This window comes from Spirillospora sp. NPDC127506 (assembly GCF_040302145.1).
In the GTDB taxonomy this organism is placed as follows: domain Bacteria; phylum Actinomycetota; class Actinomycetes; order Streptosporangiales; family Streptosporangiaceae; genus Spirillospora.
On the sequence record NZ_JBEORG010000016.1, the window covers coordinates 97,512 to 119,598 of the forward strand.

Below are 22,087 nucleotides of genomic sequence, written 5' to 3' on the forward strand. Positions count from 1 at the left end.
CGAGACCCACGGGACACGTGCGTCTCCACCATCTCTCCCCGAACGGAGCATCATGCGAACGCGCTCAAGAGGCATCTCCCGTGCCGCGGTGCTCGCCGCGGGCTTTGTCGCCCTCGGTGTCACCGCCGTCCCGGCCAACGCCTTCGCCGACGTCACGAACGGCAGCGGCGGAGTCCTCAGCGGCAACCAGATCGACGTGCCGATCTCCGCGCCGCTCGACGTGAGCGGCAACGGCGCCGCCCTGCTCGGCACCGGCCGCGGCACGTCCCGCGGCGGCGTCAAGGTCCACGAGAGCGGCGGGAGCGGGCAGAAGACGTCCGGCGCGCACGGCATCGCGTCCGGCAACCAGGTCAACGCCCCGATCTCGCTGCCGGTGAACGTCTGCGGCAACGGCGCCGGTGTCCTCGGCCGGGCGGACGCGGGCTGCGCCGGCGGCGCCAAGGTCAACGGCAGCGGCAAGGGCGGCCAGGTCACCGACGGGACGGGCGGCGTGCTCGCCGGCAACCAGGTGAACGCGCCGATCTCCATCCCGGTCAACGTGTGCGGCAACGCCGTCGCGGTCGCCGGGGACGCGGTGGCCGGCTGCGAGGGCGGCTCCCTCGTCAAGAACGGCGGGAACACCGGGTCCGGGCAGCGGACGTCCGGCGTCTTCGGCATCGGCGCCGGCAACCAGGCCGACGTCCCGATCAGCGTGCCGGTGGACCTCTGCGGCAACGCGGTGGGCAACGGCGCGGCGTCCTGCGAGGGCGGCGCGTCCGTCCGCAACGGCGGGCACCGGACGGGACGGCAGATCACCGACGGCGCCTTCGGGATCATCGCGGGCAACCAGGCGAACGCCCCCGTCAGCGCCCCGGTGACCGCCTGCGGCGACGCGGCGGGCCTCGCCGGGCGCGCGTGGGCGTTCTGCGAGGGCGGCGCGCACGCGCGCAGCAGCTCCGGCGGCGACCAGCGGACGTCCGGGGCGCACGGGATCATAGCCGGGAACCAGGGCAACGCGCCGATCTCCATCCCCGTCGAGGTCTGCGGCGACGCTGCGGCCGCCGTGGGGACGGCGGCGGCGAGCTGCAACGGGCAGACACTCGTCGAGGGCTCGCACGGCTCGGGCGCGCAGACGTCCGGTGCCCACGGCGTCGGCGGCGGGAACCAGTCGCACGCCCCGGTCCAGGCCCCCGCCGAAGCCTGCGGCAACGCCGCCTCGGTCGTCGGCGTGGCCTCCGGCCTGTGCGAGGGCGGCCCCGGCTACGGCGGCTACCACCCGTACTCCCGCACCACCGGGACCGCCTCCAAGCTCCCCGAGGTCGCGACCGGCACGCCCGCGACGGACGGCCTGCCCGAGCTGCCGGGCGTCCCGGCGGCGACCGCCCGCCACACGCGGGCCGGCCTCCCCTCCGCGGACGGCGTCCTCCCCGAGAACGGCCTGCCGGGCGACGTCTCCTCGCCGGGTGACCTGCGCGAGCTGCTGATGCCGGTGAACCTGCAGGACGGCCTGTCCCAGACGGCCGGCCGCCCCGGGCTGCCCGCGGCGGGCGCCCGGCGCGGCAAGAAGGACCTGCCCTCCACGAAGAGCCTCGTCCCGCTGAGCGCGGTGTCCCCGGTGCAGGCGCTCGCCAAGGGGACGGTCGCGCTGCCCAAGCTGGACGGCTCGTCGCCGGTGAGCGACCTGGTGCGCACGGACGGCCTGTCGCAGGCGCTGAACCTGCCGGCCGCGAACCGCCGCGCGCAGGGCGGGCTCCTCGGCGCGGGCGGCCTCGTCTCGAAGAACGCGCTGCCCAAGATCGGCGGCGTTTCCGCGGACGGCCTGCCCGGCACGGGCGCCGCCCTCCCGAAGGCCGCGGTGCCGTCGGTCCAGGGGGTCACCAAGGGGACCGGCGGCCTGAACGAGCTGGTGCGGGTTCCGGCGGTGCAGGGGGTGCCCGGCGTTCCGGACGACACGCTGAGCCGGCGGAACGGCTCGCCGGTCGCGGTTTCGGTGCTCGACACGCGGGCGCTGCCGGACGGCGGCGTCGTGCGCAAGGCGATCGGCCGGCAGGCGCTCGACGCGCTGCACGGGGCCGCCGTGCCCGGCGCGCCGGTCGCGGGCGAGCAGCTCGTCCCGGTGACGGGCGAGCTCGGGGCCGTCCGGAACGTCGCGTCCGAGGAGGTCGTGCCGGACGGAGGCCGCGGCGGATCCCTGTGGGCGCTGGGCGCGAGCGGGATGCTGGGCGTCCTGGCCGGGGGGCTCGCGCTGGCGCGCCGGGTCCGGCTGGGCGGGCGCCGCTAGCCCCGCCCGCCGGTGCGAAGCCGGCGCATATAGATCTTCGCCCGTCCCGGAGGCGCGGTCCGGGGCGGGCGAAGCCGTGCCACGGCATGTCAACGGGGTGCTACGCTCCGGCCCGGGAACGGTCAGAACGTGCGGACGGCGCGGATGACCTTGCGGCGAAGCTGAATACGGCGGCGGCCGTCGGGGTAGAGGCGCAACCGATCGATTTCCCAGCCGCCGCGTTCCGCGTGCTCGGTCAAGATCTGCCGGGCGGTATCACGCGTGGTGCCGCGAGGCAGTGACAGGACGAGGTAGGTGTACTCCGCCATCGCGACCATTATTACTTGGTCTACCGTGCGTCCGGCACCTACCGTGGCGACCCGGTCCGCGCCGCGTCCGGCGGCATGTCATCCTGTCTGGGGCGCGGGGCGGTGAGAATCCCGTCTTCCGAAGGGGCGGCACGATGGTCGAGGAGTGCGCGGGCATGAACGCGCCGTCCTGCGACGTTGTACGAAGCCGGTAAGAAAGAGCCTGTGTAAGAGGATCGAGACAGCGAGGTTGGAGCGACTGTGCCAGCCAAGAACGGCACCGCGAAGGGCAACGGCGCGGGTACGCGCCTGGTGATCGTCGAATCGCCCGCGAAGGCGAAGACGATCGCGGGGTACCTGGGCCGCGGCTACATCGTGGAGTCCAGTATCGGCCACATCCGGGATCTCCCGGGGAGCGCCTCAGAGGTGCCGGCCAAGTACAAGGGCGAGCCGTGGGCGAAGCTCGGCGTGAACGTGGAGCGCGAGTTCGAGCCGCTGTACGTCGTCAACTCCGACAAGCGGCAGCAGGTGCAGAAGCTGAAGAAGCTGCTCGCCGAGGCCGACGAGCTGTACCTCGCGACGGACGAGGACCGCGAGGGCGAGGCGATCGCCTGGCACCTCCAGGAGGTCCTGAAGCCGAAGGTCCCCGTGCACCGGATGGTCTTCAACGAGATCACCAAGGACGCCATACAGCAGGCGGCGCGGAACCCGCGCTCGCTGAACCTGCGGCTGGTGGACGCGCAGGAGACGCGCCGCATCCTGGACCGCCTCTACGGGTACGAGGTCAGCCCCGTCCTGTGGAAGAAGGTCATGCCGAAGCTGTCGGCGGGCCGCGTGCAGTCGGTGGCGACGCGCCTGGTCGTCGAGCGGGAGCGGGAGCGCATCGCGTTCGTCCCCGCCCACTACTGGGACATCCAGGGCCAGTTCGACACCGGCAAGGACGAGGAGCCGAAGGTCTTCAAGGCCGGGCTCATCAGCGTGGACGGCAAGCGCGTCGCGCAGGGCCGCGACTTCGCCTCCGACGGCACCCTGAAGACCAAGGACGCGCTGCACCTGGACGAGACGGCGGCGCGGGAACTGGCCGAGCGGCTCAGGGACCGCCCGTACGAGGTCAAGTCCGTCGAGCGGAAGCCGTACACGCGGAGGCCGTACCCTCCCTTTCGGACGACGACCCTCCAGCAGGAGGCCAGCCGCAAACTGAACTTCTCCGCGAAGTACACGATGTCGGTCGCGCAGAAGCTGTACGAGAACGGCTTCATCACCTACATGCGGACCGACTCGATCACGCTGTCGGAGACGGCGATCACGGCGGCGCGCCGGCAGGCGGCGGCGCTGTTCGGCGGCGAGTACGTCCCGGACAAGCCGCGCGTCTACGCGTCCAAGGTCAAGAACGCGCAGGAGGCGCACGAGGCGATCCGCCCGGCCGGCGACACCTTCCGCACCCCGGCCGAGACGGGCCTGTCCGGCGACCAGTTCCGGCTGTACGAGCTGATCTGGAAGCGGACGATCGCGTCCCAGATGAAGGACGCGCTGGGCCAGTCGGTGTCGGTCCGGGTGACCGGGCTGTCGACGCGCGGCGAGCGGGCCGAGTTCGGCGCGACCGGTAAGACGATCACGTTCTACGGCTTCCTGAAGGCGTACGTCGAGAGCGCCGACGACCCGTCCACCGACCGCGACGACCAGGAGCGGCGCCTGCCGAACCTGGCGGAGGGCGACCCGCTGACCGCGGCCGCGGTGGACGCCGAGGGCCACTCCACCCGCCCGCCGGCCCGCTACACCGAGGCCAGCCTCGTCAAGGAGCTGGAGGAGCGGGAGATCGGGCGGCCGTCGACGTACGCGTCGATCATCGGGACGATCCTGGCGCGCGAGTACGTGTTCAAGAAGGGCACGGCGCTCGTGCCGTCGTTCCTGGCGTTCGCCGTGGTGAACCTGCTGGAGCAGCACTTCGGCAACCTGGTCGACTACGACTTCACCGCGCACATGGAGGACGGTCTCGACGAGATCGCCCGCGGCAACGCCGAGCGCGTCCCCTGGCTGAACCGGTTCTACTTCGGCGACAACGGCGAGGAGGGCCTCAAGGAGCTGGTCGGCGACATCAGCGACATCGACGCCAAGGGCATCAGCTCGTTCCCGATCAAGGGCACCGACATCGTGGTCCGCGTCGGGCGGTACGGCTCGTACCTCGACCGGAACGGCGAGCGGGTCAACATCCCCGACGACATCGCGCCGGACGAGCTGACCGCGGAGAAGGCGGAGGAGCTGTTCGCGCAGCCGTCCGGCGACCGCGAGCTGGGCACCGACCCGGAGACCGGGCACAAGATCGTCGCGAAGTCGGGGCGGTTCGGCCCGTACGTCACCGAGATCCTGCCCGAGGCGCCCCCGCCCGCCGATGGGAAGAAGCGGGCGAAGAAGGCCGACGCCCCCAAGCCGCGCACGAGCTCGCTGTTCAAGTCGATGTCGCTCGACACGATCACGCTGGACGACGCGCTGAAGCTGCTGTCGCTGCCGCGCACGCTCGGGGAGCTGGACGGCGAGCCGGTGACCGCGCAGAACGGGCGGTTCGGCCCCTACATCAAGAAGGGCACGGACAGCCGGTCGCTCGGCTCCGAGGAGGAGCTGTTCACCGTCACGCTGGAGCAGGCGAAGGAGCTGTTCGCGCAGCCCAAGCAGCGCGGCCGCCGGGCCGCGGCCGCCGCGCCGCTGCGCGAGCTCGGCACCGACCCGGTGAGCGAGAAGCCGGTGGTGGTGAAGGAGGGGCGGTTCGGCCCGTACGTGACGGACGGCGAGACGAACGCGAGCCTCCGCAAGGGCGACGAGGTCGAGTCGATCACGATCCAGCGGGCCGCGGAGCTGCTCGCGGAGCGTCGCGAGAAGGTGGCCGCGGGCGGCGGGAAGAAGAAGACCGCGACCCGCCGCCGAACCTCCGCAAAGTCCGGTTCCTAGGGACATCCACGCCGATACCCTGACCGACATGACCAGAACGGGCGCACCTCGGCCGCACCCCGCAGCGTCACAGCCGCCGGGCGTTTCGTCACCTTCGTCACTTTCGTCGAGCGGGCCGTTCCGGCGGCTCCGGACCGCGCTGTCGCTCGCGGGCCTCGCGCAGTGGCTCAGCGTCCCCGCACTGACCGCCATGGTCGCGGCGCTGACCCGCGACGACGACCTGTCCGCCCGCGCGCAGGCGGTCGGCGGCACGCTGGTGCTGATGCTGCTGCCGGCGGTGCTGCTGTGGCCGCTCGCCGGGCTGCTCGCGGCGCGCGTCGACCGCCGCCTCATGCTGCTCGTCGCGGACGTGCTGCGGCTCGTGGTCGTCGTGACCGTGCCGCTCGTGGGCATGCTCGCCTGGACGCTCGCCGCCGCGTTCCTCGTCTCCTGCCTGAGCCTGCTCTGGGTGGAGGCGGCGCGCGCGTCCCTGCCCGCCCTGTCCCCGGACGAGGAGCCGCGCGCCGCGCGCACCGCGACCCGCGTCGTCTACGGCCCGGCCCCGGCCGCCGCCGTGCTGTTCGCGGTCGTCGCCCTCGTCGCGGACGCGGCGCTGAGCCGCGGCTCCCGCGCCGACCTCGCCCTGTACGTGACGGCCGGCGTCTTCGCCGTCTCGGCCGCCGCCGTCGCCATGATCCGCGACATCCCGGCCGCCGGGGCGCCCGCGGCGCCCGCGCCGCTGAAGGTGCTGTTCCAGGGCCCGGGGACGGCCGCCGCGCGCGGCACCGGCCTCGCGATCGCCGCGGCGTCCCTCGCGGCGGCCGCGGTCGCGGCGGTCGCCCGCGTCCGCACCGGCGAGCTGGGCGGCGGCGACGCGGGCTACGGCACCGTCCTCGCCGGGCTGGTGTTCGGGCTCGCCTTCGGGGTGTTCCTCGGCCCGCGCGTCCTCGTCCCGTTCAGCCGCCGCCGGCTCCTCGGCCTCGCCGTGGTCGCCGCCGCGCTCGCGCTGGCGGTGCTCGCCCTCGTGCAGAACCTGGTCGTCGTCGTGTTCATGACGGCGTTCCTCGGGGTGTTCGCCGGGGCCGCCCGGTCGACGGCGACGGCCGCGGTCACCGACCCCGAGGCGCCGGAGGACACCCGCCCCACCGCCTACCTGAGCTCCGTCGCGCTCGTCGGCGCGCTGGTCGCGGTCATCGCCGTCCCGCCGGCCGCGGGGGCGCTCGGCTCGCACCGCCTCGACCTCGGCGACGGCGCCTACGACTTCACCGGCTCCAGCGCGGCGCTGCTGATCGCGGCCGTCGTCACCCTCGTCTGCGGGCTGCTCGCCTACCGGCGGCTGGACGACCGGCGCGGCGTCCCGCTCGTCCCCGACCTGCGCGCCGCCGTCCACGGCGAGATCTACACGCCGCCGCGGGAGGCCGCCGCGGACGCGCCCCAGCCCGTCCACCGCGAGCGCGGCGTGTTCATCGCGTTCGAGGGCGGCGAGGGCGCGGGCAAGACCACCCAGGCCCGGCTCGCCGCGATCTGGCTCCGCGACCACGGCTACGACGTGGTCACCACGCACGAGCCCGGCGCCACCAAGATCGGCATGCGGCTGCGCGCGATGCTGCTCGACCGCGACACGACCGGCCTGTCCGACCGCGCCGAGACCCTGCTGTACGCGGCGGACCGCGCCGACCACGTCGCCAACGTGATCAAGCCGGCGATGGAGCGCGGCGCGATCGTCGTCAGCGACCGGTACGTCGACTCGTCCCTCGCCTACCAGGGCTTCGGGAGGCAGCAGCCCGTCGAGGACATCGCGCGCGTCAACGCCTGGGCGACCGGCGGCCTCGTCCCGGACCTGACCGTCCTGCTGGAGATCCCGCCGGAGGCCGGGCTGCGCCGGCTGCCCGCCCCCGCCGACCGCATCGAGTCCGAGCCGCGGGACTTCCACGAGCGGGTCCGCGCCGGGTTCCGCGCCCTCGCCGAGGCCGACCCGGACCGCTACCTGATCCTGGACGCGAGCCGCCCGCAGAGCGAGCTGGCCCGGGAGATCCAGTACCGCATCCACGCGATCCTGCCCGACCCGGTCCCGGCCGGCACCGAGGACGCCACGAGCACCTTCCCGGCCATCCGCGACTTCTGACCGCCCGGGGCGGCCGGAGTCCGTCCCGCGGCGCGTGCGGAGCCGGTTAGCCTTTCCGCATGAGCGTGTGGGACGACCTGGTCGGGCAGGAGCCCGTCGTCGCGCAGTTGTCGTCGGCCGCCGAGGGGACGGGCGGGGTGGCGCACGCGTGGCTGTTCACCGGGCCTCCCGGGGCGGGCCGGTCGGCGGCCGCGCGGGCGTTCGCGGCGGCGCTGCAGTGCGAGGAGGTCCCGCGCGGATGCGGGCACTGCCCGTCCTGCCACCAGATCCTCCAGGGCACGCACGCGGACGTCGAGGTCGTCCGCCCGCAGGGCCTGTCGTACGGGGTGAAGGAGGCGCGCGCGCTGGTGCTGCGCGCGTCGTCGGCCCCGACCGGCGGGCGGTGGCAGATCGTCCTGTTCGAGGACGCGGACCGGGCCACGGAGCAGGCGGCGAACGCGCTGCTGAAGGCGATCGAGGAGCCGCCGGCCCGGACGGTGTGGCTGCTGTGCACGCCGTCCCCGGAGGATCTGCTGGTGACGATCAGGTCCCGCTGCCGGGAGGTGACGCTGCGCACCCCGCCGGTCGCGTCGGTCGCGGAGGTCCTGGCCCTGCGGGACGGGGTCGACCGGGAGACCGCGGAGGTCGTGGCGCGGGCCGCGCAGGGGCACATCAGCCGGGCGCGGCGGCTGGCGACCGACCCGGAGGCGCGGCGGAGGCGGGCGGAGGTGCTCGCGGTGCCGCGCAGGCTGACGTCGGTGGGCCCGGCCGTGGCGGCGGCCGAGGCGCTGGTCGCGGCGGCGAAGGCGGAGGCGAAGGCGCAGACCGAGGAGCTGAACGAGTCGGAGACGTCGGCGCTCCGGCAGGCCCTGGGGGAGAGCGCGAAGGGCCGGATGCCGAGGGGGACGGCGGGGGCGCTGAAGGAGCTGGAGGCAAGGCAGAAGTCCCGCGCGACGAGGCTGGAACGCGACGCGCTCGACCGGACGCTGCTCGACCTCGCGTCCTACTACCGGGACGTGCTGACGATCCAGCTGGGGGCGGGCACCGAGCTGGTGAACGCCGAACTGGGCCCGGAGCTGCGGGCGGCGGCGCGGAACGGGCGGCCGGAGGCCACCCTCAGGCGCCTCGACGCGATCATGGCGTGCCGGGAGCGGCTGGAGGCCAACGTCAACCCGCTGCTGGCCGTCGAGGCGCTGACGCTGGCGCTGCGGACCGGCTGATGCGGGCTTACAAGAGATCTCCCTTTTCGTTACATAACTGTACGCAACTCTCAACAGCCGCACGCGTACCTTCGCCTGGTTTACCCCCCGACAACCCCGGGCTAGCTCCCCCCACGGCCAGGAGGTCAGCTTTGCGGCGAGCCTTGATTTCGGCCGCGTGCGCCGTCACCACCATGACGGCTCTCGCGGCTCCAGCGTCAGCGGCTCCGGAACCGGCGAAGGGCGAGGTTTCGGAGTACGTCGTCCTCTACAAGGAGCACGTGTCCCTCGGCTCGGCCCACCGCGCTGTCCGCGCGGCCGGCGGCAAGATCGTCCACGAGAACCGCGACGTGGGCGTCGCGACCGTCCGGTCGGGCAACCCCGAGTTCGTCCACGCGGTGATGCGGCAGCGGGCGCTGGAGGGCGTCGCGCACAACCGGGTCATCGGCGAGGCGCCGAAGGCGAAGAAGAAGGCCGCGGCGAAGGTCGAGCAGATGACCGGCACCAAGAACACGGTGTCGCTCACGGGCGTCCCGTCCAAGAAGGAGGAGCCGCTCGCCGACCTGCAGTGGGACATGAAGCAGATCCACGCGACGGCGGACGGCTCGTACAAGAAGGAGCCGGGCGACAAGCGCGTGCTGGTCGGCATCCTCGACACGGGCGTGGACGGCTCCCACCCCGACATCAAGCCGAACTTCAACCGCAAGCTGAGCCGCAACTTCACCCACGACATCCCGACGGACGCCAACGGCGACGAGGTCGACGGCCCCTGCGAGTTCAAGTCGTGCGTCGACCCCGTCGACTGGGACGACAACGACCACGGCACGCACGTCGCGTCCACGATCGCCTCGCCCCGCAACGGCCTCGGCATGGCGGGCGTCGCGCCGAACGTGTCGATCGTCAACCTGCGCGTCGGCCAGGACTCCGGCTACTTCTTCCTCCAGCCGACCGTCGACGGCCTCACCTACGCGGCGAAGCACGGCATCGACGTCGTCAACATGAGCTACTACGTGGACCCGTGGCTGTGGAACTGCGGCGACAACCCCGCCGACAGCCCGGAGGACCAGCTCGAACAGCGCACGATCATCAAGGCGACGCAGCGCGCCCTGGACTTCGCGCACGACCGCGGCGTCACGCTGATCTCCGCGGCCGGCAACGACTTCGTCGACTACACCAAGACGAACGAGGACACCGGCAGCCCCGACTTCCCGTCCATGCCGGGTGAGCAGCCGTACGAGCGGACGATCCCGCCGAGCTGCGTGTCGATGCCGTCCGAGGGCGACCACGTCATCCCGATCTCGGCGACCGGCCCGTCCACCCGCAAGTCGTACTACAGCAGCTTCGGCAACGGGTACGTCGCGGTGGCGGCGCCCGGCGGCGACAAGGTCGACACCGCCGACCAGCACCCGGACGACAAGGCCGGCATCTGGGCGGCCTACCCCGAGCGGCTCGCGAAGGCACGCGGCGAGCTGAACGCGGACGGCACGCCGAACGTGCCGTACATCATCCGCAGCTGCAAGGGCGACGACTGCGCGTACTACCAGTCGATCCAGGGCACCTCGATGGCCTCGCCGCACGCCGTCGGCGTCGCCGCGCTGATCATCAGCAAGTACGGGCACCGGGACCGCCGGCACGGCGGCCTCACGCTCAGCCCGAACTTCGTGGAGCAGGTGCTTCGCGGCACCGCGACCGAGAAGCCGTGCCCGACCCCGCCGACCGTCGAGTACGTCTGGTACACCTCGACGGGCAAGCACACCTCGACGCAGACCTGCGAGGGCACGAAGGAGCAGAACGGCTTCTTCGGCAACGGCATCGTGGACGCGCTGAACGCGGTCAGCCACCGCTGACCTCATCGCCCGACCCACCCCAGGACGCGACCTCCGGCCACCCGGCCGGGGGTCGTGTTCTGCCCGGGGCCGTGCGTGTCGAGGACGGCGGCGGGCTCATCGTTGAGGGGGCCGGCCTCGGGCATGATGGGGGCATGTCGTACCGCGTCACGTTCGTCTGCACCGGCAACATCTGCCGCTCCCCGATGGCCGAATGGGTACTGCGCCACCACGTCGAGGAGGAGGGGCTGGACGTCGAGGTCGACAGCTCCGGCACCGGCGGCTGGCACGTGGGCGACGACGCCGACGAGCGGACGATCGCGACGCTGCGGCGGGCGGGCTACCGGTCGGCGCACATCGCCCGGCAGTTCGACCCGTCGTGGTTCGACCGGTACGACCTGATCCTGGCGCTGGACCGGGGGCACCTGCGGGCGCTGCGCTCGATGGCGCCGGACGAGGAGGCACGCGGCAGGATCAGGCTGCTGCGCGAGTTCGACCCGGACGCCGACGGCGACCTCGACGTCCCCGACCCGTACTACGGCGGCCGCGCCGACTTCGACCTCGTGCTCGAGCAGGTGGAGGCGGCGATGCCGGGCCTGCTGGAGGAGATCCGCGCCGCGCTCAAGGAGCGCTGAGTGCGCGACCGGCTGACGGAACTCCTCGGTACGGATGTCGCGAGCGTCAGCGACCTCGGTTCCAGCCATTCCTGGACGCTGCACCGGGCGTCCCTGGCCGACGGCCGCGAGGTGTTCGTGAAGGCGGCCGGCGACCAGGCGGGCGTGTTCGCGGCCGAGGCGGCGGGTCTGCGCTGGCTGGGCGAGGCCGGCCCCGGGACGCCGGTCCCGGACGTCCTCGCCGCGGACGACCGCATGCTCGTCCTGCCGTGGCTGCCGTCCTCCGGACCGAGCCGGGAGGCCGCCGAGCGCCTCGGCCGCGAGCTGGCCGCCCTGCACACCGGGAACCGCCCGGACGCCTACGGCGCGCCCTGGGACGGCTTCATCGCCGACCTCCCGCTCGACAACACGCCGGACGGCCGCGGATGGCCGCGCTGGTACGCCGAGCGCCGCCTCGAACCGTTCCTGCGCCTCGGCGCGCGGCACCTGTCGCCGTCCGACGTCCGGCTCGTGGAGCGCGTCATGGCGGACGTCGAGGAGCTGGCCGGGCCGCCGGAGCCGCCGTCCCGGATCCACGGCGACCTGTGGTCGGGCAACATCCTGTGGACGGACGGGCGCGCCGTGCTCATCGACCCGGCCGCCCACGGCGGCCACCGCGAAACCGACCTGGCCATGATGGCCCTCTTCGGGACGCCGCACCTCGACACGGTGCTGGCCGCCTACGACGAGGCGGCGCCGCTGGCGGACGGCTGGCGGTCCCGCGTCCCGCTGCACCAGCTGCATCCGCTTCTGGTCCATGTGGCGCTGTTCGGGGCGTCCTACCGGGGGTCCCTGGTGGACGCCGCCCGCGCCGCTCTCGGCTGAGCGGAAACGCCGTTCGCGACACTCCGGCGCCCCCGCGTTGCGTATCGTGACGACATCGTTGTGGAACGTGCCCGCACCGCGCGGCCCGCGCGGTGTCGCTGTGACGCTTGCGACTCGGCGTCGATGTGGTAACTCCCGCTTCATGGGTTTTTGTAGCGATGTAGATGAGATAGAAACGACGCGGTGACCCAGGAGTGGGAGAGGCAGGTGCGGGGCGTACCCATGGACGAGGGCAGGCGCGAGGAGCCGGGGAGACCACGGCTGGGCTCATGGAAGAGCCTGATCCCGCTCACCGTGGCCGCGACCGCGGCGCTGTTCGTCGCCGGCGGCGTGGACGTGGTGCACCGCCACCAGCGCGCCGCGAAGGAGGAGCACGCGGCCGAGCCGGCCGCGAAGGCCGAGCAGACCGACCCGCGGTTCGCCGTCGGGATCACCGGCGCGGGCACGGCGCTGGTCGTCCGCGACGTGCACACCGGCGCGGACGTGGGGCTGCCGGTCGCCCCGCCGCAGGGCCGCCGCTTCCACCGCGTCGCCGCCGCGAAGGACGGCTCCTACATCGTCGCGTCCTACGGCGACGGCGAGGTCGCCTTCCAGCGCCTGCACCTGGGCGACGACGGACGCCCCCAGGACCTGAAGGACATCCCGAAGGCCACCGTCGCCGGCGTCTCCACCTCCTGGTCGGACATCGCCGTCACCGGCGACCGCCTCGCCTACGTCACCTACAAGGGCAAGCGCGGCCGCGTGGACGTCCTCACCCTCAGCAGCGGCGCCCACAAGACATGGACGACCAAGGCCCAGGGCCGCGTCGGCAGCCTCTCCTGGGCCGGCGACACGCTCTCCTTCGTCTGGACGCCGGCGGGGTCCGCCAAGCACCAGCTCCGCACCATCGACACCAGCGCCGCCGCCGGCGACCTCAAGCTCAGCAAGGCCGTCATGACGCTGCCCGAGGGCGGCACCAGCGCCGTCCTGACGCGGGATGGCGAGCAGGCCGTCGTCGGCACTGTCGCCGGCTCTGAGCTGACCGTCCAGACCTTCAGCCTCACGGGCAAGCCGGGGAAGGTCCTGTGGCACCAGAAGGTGACGGGCCCGCTCACCGACCTCGACGCCGCCCACGGCAGCGGCGCCGTCCTGGCGACCGCGGGCGACCTGTACGCGAACGGACTGCCGACCGTCCCCGGGAAGGACCTCGCCGACGCGACCTGGTGACCGCGGCGCCGTCCCGGCTAACGTGGATCGCAAGAAACCGGGCGAACGGAGCGAAACCGTGGGCATGGTGATGGCCGTCAGCTTCACCCGTTACGGCCGGCTCTACTACCTCGACCCTGGACCGCACACCCCGAAGGTCGGCGACAAGGTCCTCGTCCCCACCGACTCCGGTCCCGAGGTCGCCGAGTGCGTGTGGGCCCCGCAGTGGGTGTCGGAGGACATCGACGGCCTCCCCGAATGCGCCGGCCTCGCCACCGAGGAGCACCTAGCCCGCGACGAGGCCAACCGCCGCCGCCGCGCCGAGGGCCGCTCGATCGCCAAGCGCCTGATCCGCAAGCACGAGCTGCCCATGAAGGTCATCGGCGTCGACTACCTCGACGCCGAGAACGTCTTCAAGATCTACTTCACCGCCCCGCACCGCGTCGACTTCCGCGCCCTCGTCCGCGACCTGGCCCGCGGCATCAAGGCCCGCGTCGAGCTCCGCCAGGTGGGGCCCCGCGACGAGGCCCGCCTCCAGGGCGGCATCGGCCCCTGCGGGCGCGACCTGTGCTGCGCCACCTTCCTCAAGGACTTCGAGCCCGTCTCCGTCCGCATGGCGAAGGAGCAGGACCTCCCCGTCAACCCCCTCCGCATCGCGGGCGCCTGCGGCCGCCTGATGTGCTGCCTGAAGTACGAGCACCCGCTCTACATGGAGTTCAAGGAGAAGGCCCCGCGCCTGGGCTCGCGCGTGTCCACCCCCGAGGGCGAGGGCCAGGTGATCGGCTACAACGTCCCCGGCGACCGCGTGACGGTGAAGGTGGGCTCCCGCCGCTGCTCCTGCCCCTCGGCCTCCGTCTGCTCCCCGCGACAACAACACGACGCCATGTACAACCCCGGAGACTGAGTCAGGGGCGGAGGGCGACGGTCTTGCGGGCGGTCTTGACGGCCGCGGTGAGGCCCTCGATGTCGTAGGCGCCGAGGTGGCGGCGGCCGTTGACGAAGAACGTCGGGGTGCCGGAGACGCCGCTCAGGTCGGCGGAGTCGACGTCCTCGGCGATCTGGTCGACGCCCTTGTGCGCGCGCAGGTCGGCGCGGAAGCGGTCGACGTCCAGGCCCAGTTCGGCGGCGTAGCGGACGAGGTCCCTGGGCTGCAGCTCGTCCTGGTGGGCGAGGAGCAGGTCGTGCATCTCCCAGAAGGCGCCCTGCGCCGCCGCGGCCTCCGACGCCTGCGCCGCCAGCTGCGCCTGCGGGTGGACGTCGGTGAGCGGCAGGTGCCGCCACACGTACCGGACGTCGCCGTACCCGGCGAGCAGCTCCCGGATGACCTCCTCCGCCTGCCCGCAGTACGGGCATTCGAAGTCGCCGTACTCGACGACGGTGACGGGCGCGCGGGCGGGGCCGCGGATGTGGTCGCGGTCCGGGTCGACCGGCGCGGCCAGGTCGACGATGCTCTCCGCCGTGCCGAGCAGGGCGCGCAGCCTCGCCTTCGGCGGCAGCAGCCTCGTCGCGCGGACGACGACCCACGTGACGGCCGTGGCGCACAGCGCGGCGGACAGGATGCCGATCTTCGCCTCTTCGAGGCGGGGGCCCGTGAAGGTGAGGGTCGCGATCAGCAGCGCCACGGTGAAGCCGATGCCGGCGATCGTGCCGCCGCCCCCGACCGCGGCCCAGCCGACGGGCGGCCGCAGGCGGCCCCGGCTGAACCGCGTGACCAGCCAGGAGCAGCCGAGCAGCCCGACGGGTTTGCCGACGACGTACCCGATCAGGATGCCGAGCGTCACCGGGGAGGCGAACGCGCGGCCGAGGACGTCGCCGCTGATGGCGATCCCGGCGTTGGCGAGCGCGAAGAGCGGGACGATCACGTAGCTCGTCCACGGGTGGATCGCCAGCTGCAGCCGCTCGTTCGGCGAGATCGCCGCGGCGACCCCCGTCTGCGCGGAGCGCGCGTACTCGGGGGTGGGCTGCTCCCGGAACAGCCGGAAGATCTCCGTGGCGCGTTCCAGGTCGCTGCGGGCGGCGGGGTGCGCGTACGTGAGCAGCCCCATGGCCAGCCCGATGACGATCGGCTCCACGCCGGACGACTCCAGCGCCCCCCACGTCGCCACGCCGAGCAGCAGGTAGACGGGGAACGCGCGGATGCCGGCCGCGCGGATCAGCACGATCGCCGCGAAGATGGCGAGGGCCGTCAGCAGCGCCGGCAGCCGGACGTCGTCGCTGTAGAAGATCCCGATCACCGCGAGCGCCACGACGTCGTCCACGACGGCGGCGGTGAGCAGGTAGGCGCGGAGCCGGTCCGGGAAGCCGCGGCCGACCAGGGCGAGGACGCCGAGCGCGAACGCCGTGTCCGTCGACATCGCGATGCCCCAGCCGTGCGCGGTGCCCGTCCCGGCGTTCAGCGCCAGGTAGATCGCGACCGGCACGATCATCCCGCCGAGCCCGGCGGCGAGCGGCAGCGCGACCCGCCGCCGGTCGCGCAGCTCGCCCATGTCGAACTCGCGGCGCGCCTCCAGCCCGACGACGAAGAAGAAGATCGTCATCAGGCCGCCGTTGACCCAGTCGCGCAGATCGCGCGTGATGCCCGCGTCGCCGACCCGGACCGACGCGTCCGTCCCCCACAGCCCCTCGTACGAGGACGCGTCGATGTTCGCCCAGGCGAGCGCGGCGAGCGTCGCGGCCAGCAGGAACACGGCGCCGCCGGTCTCGGTGCGCAGGAACTCGCGCAGCGGCGTCCGCAGGCTCCGGGCCCACGCCGTCCGGCCGGCGAGCGGCCCGGTCTCCTCTTGCGCATCGGTCATTACCGAATTCTCACCGCTTCCTTTCGCCGCCCGCCCCATGAGAACGTTCGGAAAACCTCGTATCGGTCACGCCTGTTCCAGGGCCGGGTGAAGTGGTGTTCAGAGGCCCTGGTGGGACGCACCCGGCAGGCGTCGTGATCCGGTCGGGTGATCCCGGCGCCCGTGGGGGCCGGTTAAATCGTTTGTGGGCTGGGGTGGGCGCTCCTAGCGTCATGGGCGTGGACGGCGGAGTGCGGTTGCTGGGGCTTGGTGACCTCGCGGCCTGTCAGCGGCTTGCCGCGGATCGTGAGTGGGGGCAGGAGGACCGCAAGTGGCGGTTCCTGTTCTCGGTCGGGGACGTCTACGGCGTCGATGACGGGGACGGGGAACTCGCCGGGACGGTGGTGTCGACCCTGTACGGCCAGGACGTCGCGGCCATCAGCATGGTGCTGGTCGCCAAGCGGTTCGAGCGGCGCGGCCTGGGCGGACGGCTGATGCGCCACGCGATGGACAACGCGGGCACGGCGAGCTTCTGCCTGACCGCCACGGAGTATGGACGTCCTCTATATGAGCGTCTCGGGTTCAAGGCCGTCGGGCAGTGCACGACTTATATAGGTGCGTCGGACGGGCCGTCCAGGCGAGGTGTGTCCGTGCCGGTGGAGGCGGCGGACATGCCGGCCGTCCATGCGCTCGACACCGAGGTGTTCGGGGCCGACCGGTCGCGGTTGGTCGACGGCCTGCCGTTCTTCTGCGAGACGCTGCGGGTCGTCCGCGACGGGGGCGGCATCGCGGGCTACGGCGGCGTGTGGAGGAACGACGACCGGTTCGTCGTCGGCCCTCTCATCGCGCAGGACGCGGAGACCGCGCTCGCCCTGGTGGACGAGATCGTCCCCGAAGGCCCGATCCGCCTCGACATCGACCACCGGCATCCCGAGATCATCGCCTGGGCGGAGGAGCACGGCCTCCGCCCGGCGTTCACCACGACGATCATGGAGTGGGGCGCCCCGATCGCGAACGACCCGGCCCGCCTCTTCCTCCCCGTCGCCCAGGCGCTCGGCTGACCGGCGCGGTCAGGCGGGCTTCGGGGCGCGCTTCGGGGCGGGCTTCGGGAGGCGCTTCGGGGCGGGCTTCCCGCCCGGCAGCGCGTACCGGACGATCTTCTTCCAGGTGCTGGTGACCTGCTGGGAGAGCGAGCCCGTGTGGTACGGCAGGTCGTACTTCTTGCACAGCTCGCGGATGCGCGGTGCGATCTCCGCATACCGGTTGCTCGGCATGTCGGGGAACAGGTGGTGCTCGATCTGGTGGCTCAGGTTGCCCGTCATCAGGTGGAACAGCGGACCGCCCGTGATGTTCGCCGAGCCGCACAGCTGCCGGACGTACCACTCGCCCTTCGTCTCCCCGTCCAGGCAGTCCTTCTTGAACAGGTCGACGTCGCCGGGGAAGTGCCCGCAGAAGATGATCATGTGGGCCCAGATGTTGCGGGCGACGTTCGCGGTGAAGTTCGCGGCGAGGGTGGAGACGAACTGCGGGCCGCTGAGCAGCGGGAACGCCAGGTAGTCCTTGCCCCACTGACGGCGGATCTTGCGTCCGATCTGGCGCAGCTTCTCCTTGGTGACCTCCTCGTCGGCCTTCCCGGCGAGGACCTTGCCGATCTCCAGGTCGTGCACCGCCACGCCGTACTCGAAGAACATCGCCAGCAGCAGGTTGTAGATCGGCTGCGCGAGGTGGGCCGGGCTCCACTTCTGCTCCGGCGCGATCCGCAGGATGCCGTAGCCGACGTCGTTGTCCTTGCCGAGGACGTTCGTGTACGTGTGGTGGACGAAGTTGTGCGAGTGCTTCCACTGCTCGGCCGGGGAGACGTTGTCCCATTCCCACGTCGTGGAGTGGATCTTCGGGTCGCGCATCCAGTCCCACTGGCCGTGCATGACGTTGTGCCCGATCTCCATGTTCTCCAGGATCTTCGCGACGGCGAGCGTCGCGGTCCCGGCGACCCAGGCGGGCGGCACCGAGGACGCCATCAGCAGCGCCCGCCCGGCGATCTCCAGGCCGCGCTGCCAGCGGATCACCCGGTGGATGTAGGCCGCGTCGCGCTCGCCGAGATCCGACATGATCTCTTCGCGCAGCGCGTCCAGCTCGGCGGCGATGGTGTCGTAGTCCGCGGCGGTCAGACGGTCGGTCATGGGTCCCCTCTCACAGGTCGATTTCGACGGGGCCGGCGGCGGCCGAGACGCAGGTCTGGACGATCTCGCCCTCCTCGCCGTGCACCCTGCCGGTGCGCAGGTCGCGGACCTTGCCGGAGCGCAGCGGGCCGACGCAGCTGTAGCAGATGCCCATCCGGCAGCCGCTCGGCAGCAGCGCGCCGGCGCCCTCCCCGGCGTCCAGGAGCGGCGTGCTCCCGTCGGCGTCCACCTCGACGCCGCTCTTGGTGAACGTGACGCGCCCGCCCTCGCCGCCGCCCCGCAGGACGGTCTGGAAGCGCTCGACGCGCAGCCGCTCCCCGGCCCCTTCGGCGCGCCAGAACGCGGTGAGATCGTCGAGCATCCCGGCGGGACCGCAGGCCCATGTGTCGCGTTCCGCCCAGTCGGGGCATATGCCGGGCAGTTCGGACGGCTTGCACCGGCCTTCGGTGGACGTGTGCCGCTCGTGCAGCCGCACCCCGGACATCGCGCGCAGCTCGTTCCCGAAGATCACGTCCCCGGCCGTCCGGTCCGAGTGCACGACCACGATGTCGGGGGCGCCGCCGCGAGCCGCGGCGCCGGACGTGTCCGCCGGGCCGGTGAGGTGGCGGAGCATGGCCATGACCGGGGTGATGCCGCTGCCCGCCGTGACGAACAGCAGCTTCTCCGGGACGGGCGAGGGCAGCACGAACTCGCCGTCGGCCGGAGCCAGCCGGATGATCGTCCCCGGGCGTATCGCGTTGACGAGGTGGGCGGAGACGAACCCGTCCCGTCCGGCCTTGACCGTGATGGTGATCCGCCCGTCCCGGCGGGGCGGGGACGACAGCGAGAACGTCCGCCAGTACCGGACGCCGCCGATGTCCACGCCGACCCGGACCCACTGGCCCGGCCGGTGCCCCCGCCAGGCCCGGCCGGGCCTGATCAGCAGGGTCGCCGCGGCGGGCGCCTCGTGCCGGACGGCCTCGACGCGTCCGCGCAGGTCGGTGGCCGACCACAGCGGGTTGACCAGGCCGAGGTAGTCCTCCGGCAGGAGCGGTGTCGTGAGGAGCCGGGCGGCCGCCGCGATCCGCGCACCCGGACGTCGCGTTGCGGTGGTCACGTTGCCTCCCCGAGGGCGCTAACTTACGCTTGCGTAACCTACGGTCGCGTAGCCGGGGGAGGATGTTCAAGGCGTCCGGCGTCAAAGCGACGGGCATCACACCATCGCACGATGGCCCATCCAGCGGTGTGAAGCTCAGTGACAAAACCGAGGGCGCGGATTGTCCGCCGGGTCCAACTCCGGGCGCCACACGGGCCTCGTCTCCACCCCACGCCCCGGCGCGGTGGTGGCCTCCCGCGCTGCGCCGACGTAGCGTAGGCGGCGGCGTACGTGCCGCTATGACGAGACGGGGTCCAGGTGCGGGCAGCGAGGTTCATCAGTGTGGCGACCGTGCTCGCACTGGCGATGACCACCGGATGCAGCGACGGCGACGGGAACGACGGCGGCGACAAGGGCACGACGTCGTCATCGACCGTCCCGGCCGCGCTGGCGCCGTTCTACGACCAGAAGCCCTCCTGGAAGGACTGCGACGACGGCTTCCAGTGCGCGACCGTCCAGGTCCCCTTGGATTACGCCGAACCGTCCGGCGAGAAGGTCGGCATCTCCGTGATCCGGCTCCCCGCCGAGGACGAGTCCGACCGCATCGGCTCACTGCTCACCAATCCCGGCGGGCCCGGCGGTTCCGGGGTCGACTTCGTCCGCCAGGCGGCCCGGACCTTCGGGGCCGACCTGCGCCGCCGCTTCGACATCGTCGGCTTCGACCCGCGCGGCGTCGCCGCCAGCGACCCCGTCCGCTGCAACACCGGCCCCCAGCTCGACGAGTTCTTCGCCACCGACGCGTCCCCGGACGACCAGAAGGAGACGCAGACCCTCGCCGCCGAGGGCGAGGACTTCGCCGAACGCTGCAAGACCAAGGCCGGCTCCGAACTGCCCTACGTCGGCACCGTGAACGCCGCCCGCGACATGGACGTCATCCGCGCGGCCCTGGGCGACCGCAAACTCACCTACTACGGCGCCTCATACGGCACCTACCTGGGCGCCTTCTACGCGGAACAGTTCCCGAAGAACGTCCGCGCCCTCGTCCTGGACGGCGCCGTCGACCCCAGCCTCTCCTCGACCGAACTGCTGATCGAGCAGGCGAAGGGCTTCGAGACCGCCCTACGCGCGTTCGCCGACGACTGCGTCAAGTCAGGCAGCTGCCCCTTCGGAAGCACCCCCGACGCGGTCATCGCCAGGATCTCGTCCTTCCTCACGGCGACCGACAAGAAGCCGCTCAGCAACACGCGCGACTCCCGCAAGGTCACCGAATCCCTCGCCGTGATGGGCATAGCCAGGTCCCTCTACGTGAAGGAGTACTGGCCCGTCCTGCGCCAGGCCCTGACCCAGGCGATGCAGAACTCCGACGGCACCATCCTCCTCGCCCTCGCGGACGAGATGGTCGAACGCAAGCCCAACGGCACCTACAGCAACCAGACCGACGCCAACATGGCCGTCAACTGCGTCGACAAGCCCAACCCACCGGACCTCGCCGCCTACAAGAAGTACGCGGACCAAGCGGAGAAGGCCGCGCCCCGCTTCGGCCCGTTCGTCGTCTGGGGCGGCCTCCCATGCGTCTACTGGCCCGTCCAGACCAAGGAGGAGCCGAAGCCCCTCACCGCCAAGGGCGCCGCCCCCATCGTGGTCATCGGAACCATCCGCGACCCCGCCACGCCCTACAAGTGGGCCCAGAACCTCGCCTCCCAGCTCTCCAGCGGCGTGCTCCTCACCTTCAACGGCGACGGCCACACCGCCTACCTGCAGGGCGACCCCTGCATCACCAAGGCCACCGACGACTACCTGATCACCACAGATCCGCCCAAGGACGGGACCAGGTGCGGCTGAAAACCGGTGCACACCCACCCCCGAGGACCCGGTAGACTTCATCCCGCCGTGCCCCGCACGGCGCGCCGCCTTAGCTCAGTCGGCAGAGCGATTCACTCGTAATGAATAGGTCGTCGGTTCGATTCCGACAGGCGGCTCCCACCTCAAAGGCCCATCGCGATCACTCGCGATGGGCCTTCTGCATGACTGCCTTCGCGGTTACGGGAGGATGTTCGGGTCGCATGGGGGGAGGCTGGTGGTCATGCCGGCGGTAATCGCCCAGCGCTCGTGATCACGCCAGACGCCGCCGATGTTGATGAACTCGGGGGAGAAGCCCTCCCGGTGGAAGCCGAGACGCTGGAGGAGGCGGCGGGACGGCTCGTTTCCCGGTTGGACGTCCGCTTCGACACGGTGCAGACCGAGAGGGCCGAACGCGTAGAGGACGGTCAGGCCGACGCCCTCCGTCATGAAGCCTCGGCCGGCGCTCGGCGCGAACGCGGCGAACCCCAGGATGGCGCGGTCGTAGGGGCCGCGGACGATGCCGGTGAGTGTGGCGTGACCCGCGATGGCTCCGGTGTCGACGCGCTTTATCAGCAGCGCCTCGCCGGCCGCCGGATCCGAGAACCGGCCGAGGTACTCGCGGAAGGCCGACGCGTCGGTCGGCGTCCTGACCCAGTCCCTATGCAGGTCCGCGCTCTGTTCGGCGAGCCGGAGGAACTCGTCCTCGTCCGCCGCGCGCATCCGGCGCAGCATCACGCGACATCCCACGGTGCCTCCGTCCCTGGCCTCATTGCCGATGGACCGCTCTCGCCCAGAGGCCCCAGGTTGCCTCACGCACCCCACGCCCCGCACTCCCCACACAGCCACGTCTGTAGGACGAAGGCGTCCCTCGCCGCTTTCCCCGACGGCGACAGCACGGGCGGTGCGGCCGTTGATCGTTTGTTGCGGTCGGACGTGCCGACATACGGCCCTCAGA

The 22,087-nt window shown here is 72.3% G+C and carries 16 protein-coding genes and 1 tRNA gene; 12 read left to right on the top strand and 5 right to left on the bottom strand.

The annotated features are described in order from the left end of the window. Positions 1 to 52 precede the first annotated feature (52 nt). Positions 53 to 2,260: a chaplin family protein gene (locus tag ABTW95_RS17435; RefSeq protein WP_500226797.1), complete on the top strand. Its 2,208-nt coding sequence runs from the start codon at positions 53 to 55 to the stop codon at positions 2,258 to 2,260. A 122-nt stretch (positions 2,261 to 2,382) separates the two neighbouring features. Here ABTW95_RS17435 and ABTW95_RS17440 read toward each other — a convergent pair whose 3' ends face one another. Beyond that, on the bottom strand, positions 2,383 to 2,568 hold the full coding sequence (locus ABTW95_RS17440) for a DUF5703 family protein (protein WP_021596264.1): 186 nt from the start codon (positions 2,566 to 2,568) through the stop codon (positions 2,383 to 2,385). Positions 2,569 to 2,808: 240 nt separating this feature from the next. Here ABTW95_RS17440 and topA point away from each other — a divergent pair, with 240 nt between their 5' ends. From topA to ABTW95_RS17480, 8 genes are all read left to right on the top strand, one after another. Beyond that, positions 2,809 to 5,490, top strand: a complete 2,682-nt coding sequence (topA, locus tag ABTW95_RS17445) for a type I DNA topoisomerase (protein ID WP_500226798.1) — start codon at positions 2,809 to 2,811, stop codon at positions 5,488 to 5,490. Between the two features lie 28 nt (positions 5,491 to 5,518). Next, a complete protein-coding gene (gene tmk, locus ABTW95_RS17450; RefSeq protein WP_500226799.1) occupies positions 5,519 to 7,594 on the top strand; it encodes a dTMP kinase in 2,076 nt (691 codons plus the stop codon). A 59-nt stretch (positions 7,595 to 7,653) separates the two neighbouring features. Then, positions 7,654 to 8,793 carry a DNA polymerase III subunit delta' gene (locus tag ABTW95_RS17455; RefSeq protein WP_396450467.1) on the top strand — a complete coding sequence of 380 codons (1,140 nt, stop codon included), beginning with the start codon at positions 7,654 to 7,656 and terminating at the stop codon, positions 8,791 to 8,793. Positions 8,794 to 8,966: 173 nt separating this feature from the next. Continuing rightward, positions 8,967 to 10,619: a S8 family peptidase gene (locus ABTW95_RS17460; protein WP_396450469.1), complete on the top strand. Its 1,653-nt coding sequence runs from the start codon at positions 8,967 to 8,969 to the stop codon at positions 10,617 to 10,619. 134 nt (positions 10,620 to 10,753) lie between these two features. Continuing rightward, complete coding sequence (locus ABTW95_RS17465) at positions 10,754 to 11,233, top strand: low molecular weight protein-tyrosine-phosphatase (protein ID WP_396450470.1); 480 nt, start codon at positions 10,754 to 10,756, stop codon at positions 11,231 to 11,233. Further along, a complete protein-coding gene (locus ABTW95_RS17470) occupies positions 11,234 to 12,076 on the top strand; it encodes a fructosamine kinase family protein (RefSeq protein WP_396454767.1) in 843 nt (280 codons plus the stop codon). A 183-nt stretch (positions 12,077 to 12,259) separates the two neighbouring features. Next, entirely contained in the window at positions 12,260 to 13,282 is a 1,023-nt protein-coding gene (locus ABTW95_RS17475) for a hypothetical protein (RefSeq protein ID WP_500226800.1), read from the top strand. 64 nt (positions 13,283 to 13,346) lie between these two features. Then, positions 13,347 to 14,165, top strand: coding sequence for a PSP1 domain-containing protein (locus ABTW95_RS17480; RefSeq protein WP_500226822.1), 819 nt, complete (start codon positions 13,347 to 13,349; stop codon positions 14,163 to 14,165). Between the two features lies 1 nt (position 14,166). On the opposite strand, the gene nhaA is transcribed toward ABTW95_RS17480, so the two are convergent. Further along, on the bottom strand, positions 14,167 to 16,056 hold the full coding sequence (nhaA, locus tag ABTW95_RS17485) for a Na+/H+ antiporter NhaA (RefSeq protein WP_500226801.1): 1,890 nt from the start codon (positions 16,054 to 16,056) through the stop codon (positions 14,167 to 14,169). A 218-nt stretch (positions 16,057 to 16,274) separates the two neighbouring features. Here nhaA and ABTW95_RS17490 point away from each other — a divergent pair, with 218 nt between their 5' ends. Further along, entirely contained in the window at positions 16,275 to 17,096 is an 822-nt protein-coding gene (locus tag ABTW95_RS17490) for a GNAT family N-acetyltransferase (RefSeq protein ID WP_500226802.1), read from the top strand. 9 nt (positions 17,097 to 17,105) lie between these two features. On the opposite strand, the gene ABTW95_RS17495 is transcribed toward ABTW95_RS17490, so the two are convergent. Both ABTW95_RS17495 and ABTW95_RS17500 read right to left on the bottom strand, forming a co-directional pair. Further along, on the bottom strand, positions 17,106 to 18,215 hold the full coding sequence (locus ABTW95_RS17495) for a fatty acid desaturase family protein (protein WP_500226803.1): 1,110 nt from the start codon (positions 18,213 to 18,215) through the stop codon (positions 17,106 to 17,108). Positions 18,216 to 18,225: 10 nt separating this feature from the next. Then, positions 18,226 to 19,311, bottom strand: a complete 1,086-nt coding sequence (locus tag ABTW95_RS17500; RefSeq protein WP_396450480.1) for a ferredoxin reductase — start codon at positions 19,309 to 19,311, stop codon at positions 18,226 to 18,228. A 321-nt stretch (positions 19,312 to 19,632) separates the two neighbouring features. Here ABTW95_RS17500 and ABTW95_RS17505 point away from each other — a divergent pair, with 321 nt between their 5' ends. Both ABTW95_RS17505 and ABTW95_RS17510 read left to right on the top strand, forming a co-directional pair. Then, on the top strand, positions 19,633 to 21,132 hold the full coding sequence (locus ABTW95_RS17505; RefSeq protein WP_396450482.1) for an alpha/beta hydrolase: 1,500 nt from the start codon (positions 19,633 to 19,635) through the stop codon (positions 21,130 to 21,132). Positions 21,133 to 21,196: 64 nt separating this feature from the next. After that, positions 21,197 to 21,269, top strand: a tRNA-Thr gene (locus ABTW95_RS17510). Positions 21,270 to 21,330: 61 nt separating this feature from the next. On the opposite strand, the gene ABTW95_RS17515 is transcribed toward ABTW95_RS17510, so the two are convergent. Beyond that, positions 21,331 to 21,879 carry a GNAT family N-acetyltransferase gene (locus ABTW95_RS17515; RefSeq protein ID WP_500226804.1) on the bottom strand — a complete coding sequence of 183 codons (549 nt, stop codon included), beginning with the start codon at positions 21,877 to 21,879 and terminating at the stop codon, positions 21,331 to 21,333. Positions 21,880 to 22,087 lie beyond the last annotated feature (208 nt).